We start from the raw sequence: 1,769 nt of genomic DNA on the forward strand, positions 1-1,769 counted from the left end.
AGTCGTCGTCCGGCGGGCCGTCAGGGGGTTGGGGGCACGCGGGYGAAGGAGCGGCGGTAGGAGCGGGGCGGCACCCCCCGACGCCGTACGAACTGCGCGCGCAGCACGGCCGCACTGCCGAAGCCGGCCCGTCGGGCGACCTCCTCGACCGGGAGGCCGGTGGTCTCCAGGAGCTCCTCCGCGCGGCTGAGCCGCAGCCCGAGCAGCCAGGCGTGCGGGGTGGTGCCGGTGGAGGCGGCGAAGCGGCGGGCGAAGGAGCGGCGGCTCATCAGGGCGCGGCGGGCCAGTTCCGCCACGGTGAGCGGCTCGTGGAGATTCTCCCGGACCCAGGCGAGGACCTCGGCGAGCCGGTCGTCCCGGGAGTCCTCCGGGACCGGGGCGGCCAGGTACTGGGCCTGCCCGCCGTCGCGGTGGGAGGGCAGGACGAGGTCCCGGGCGATCGCGTTGGCCGTGGCGGCGCCGTACTCCCGCCGCAGGAGGTGCAGGCAGAGGTCGAAGCCCGCCGCCGCCCCCGCGCCCGTGGCGATCTGTCCCTCGTCGATGTACAGGGCGCCGGGTTCGACGGTGACGGCGGGGTGGCGGTCGGCGAGCAGGCCGGCGAACCGCCAGTGCGTGGTGGCGCGCCGCCCGTCGAGCAGGCCGGCCGCGGCGAGGGCGAACGCGCCGACGCAGTGCGCCGCGACCAGCGCGCCGCGCTCGTGCGCTGCGGCCAGAGCGTCGAGCACGGCCGGGCCCGGCGGCGTACGGAACTCCGCCCAGGGCAGGGCCACCACGAGGTCGGCGGCGGCCAGCCGGTCGAGGCCGTGCTCCACGAAGAGCGGCAGGCCGGTGTCGCTGCGGATGCGCCCCGGCCGGTCGGTGCACAGGGCGAAGTCGAAGCGGGGCAGATCCGGGCCGCGACAGTCGAAGACCTCGGAGACGATGCCCGCCCCGAGCATGCCGACACCGGGCGGCGCATAGGCGGCGACGGACACGAACGGCCTCATGGGGCGAGTGTGGCACGGCTGGCACGATTCCTGCGATCACTGGCATCAGGGCCACTCGTGAGGCGGGCGCGCCCCCCCCCGGAGACTGGGGGCCATGACAGACGCACCGCTCGGCCGCAGCGCCGCATACACGATCCTGACCACCGGTTACACGCTGTCCACCGGACCCGGGGTCGCCGCCACCGTGTCCTACGTCCATGACGGGGACCGGCACGTGATCGTCGACCCCGGCATGGTGGCCGGCCGCGACCGGATCCTCGGCCCGCTCGCCGAGTTGGGCCTCGCCCCGGACGACATCACCGATGTGGTGCTCAGCCACCACCATCCGGACAACACCATGAACGCCGGCCTCTTCGGCCGGGCCCGCGTCCACGACCACAAGGCGATCTACGAGAACGACCAGTGGACCGACCGGGACGCCGAGGGCCACGAACTCGCCCCGTCCCTCCGCCTGATCCGCACCCCCGGGCACAGCGCCGAGGACATCACCCTGCTGGCGGGCACGGACGCGGGTGTCGTCGCCTTCGTCGGCGATCTGTGGTGGCGGCCCGACGGTCCGGTCGAGGACCCGGTGGCGCCGGACCACGGCGTCCTGACGGCTTCCCGGCTCCGCGTCCTGGACGCCGCCGACGTGATCGTCCCCGGCCACGGACCGGCGTTCCCGGCCGACGGCACCGCGCCGCGGTAGGACGTCTGCGTCGTCCTCGGGACGTTGCGGGACGAGGGCGTCGCAGGACGGGGCGTCGCCCGAGGGAGTGGGCAGGACGGACGGGGCGATGCCGG

At 75.4% G+C, this 1,769-nt stretch carries 2 protein-coding genes; one reads left to right on the plus strand and one right to left on the minus strand.

All coding sequences use genetic code 11. The annotated features are described in order from the left end of the window. Nucleotides 1-20 precede the first annotated feature (20 nt). On the minus strand, nucleotides 21-986 hold the full coding sequence (locus tag EAO77_RS37490; RefSeq protein WP_147992730.1) for a GlxA family transcriptional regulator: 966 nt from the start codon (nucleotides 984-986) through the stop codon (nucleotides 21-23). A 94-nt stretch (nucleotides 987-1,080) separates the two neighbouring features. Between EAO77_RS37490 and EAO77_RS37495 the strand changes: the two genes are divergently transcribed. Beyond that, a complete protein-coding gene (locus EAO77_RS37495; RefSeq protein WP_147992731.1) occupies nucleotides 1,081-1,674 on the plus strand; it encodes an MBL fold metallo-hydrolase in 594 nt (197 codons plus the stop codon). Nucleotides 1,675-1,769 lie beyond the last annotated feature (95 nt).

The sequence above is a fragment of the Streptomyces sp. T39 genome, from assembly GCF_008042045.1.
Lineage (GTDB): Bacteria > Actinomycetota > Actinomycetes > Streptomycetales > Streptomycetaceae > Streptomyces.

Coding starts and splice junctions, on each gene's coding strand:
- EAO77_RS37495 (WP_147992731.1), top strand. CDS start 1,081: ATGACAGACGCACCGCTCGGCCGCAGCGCCGCATACACGATCCTGACC.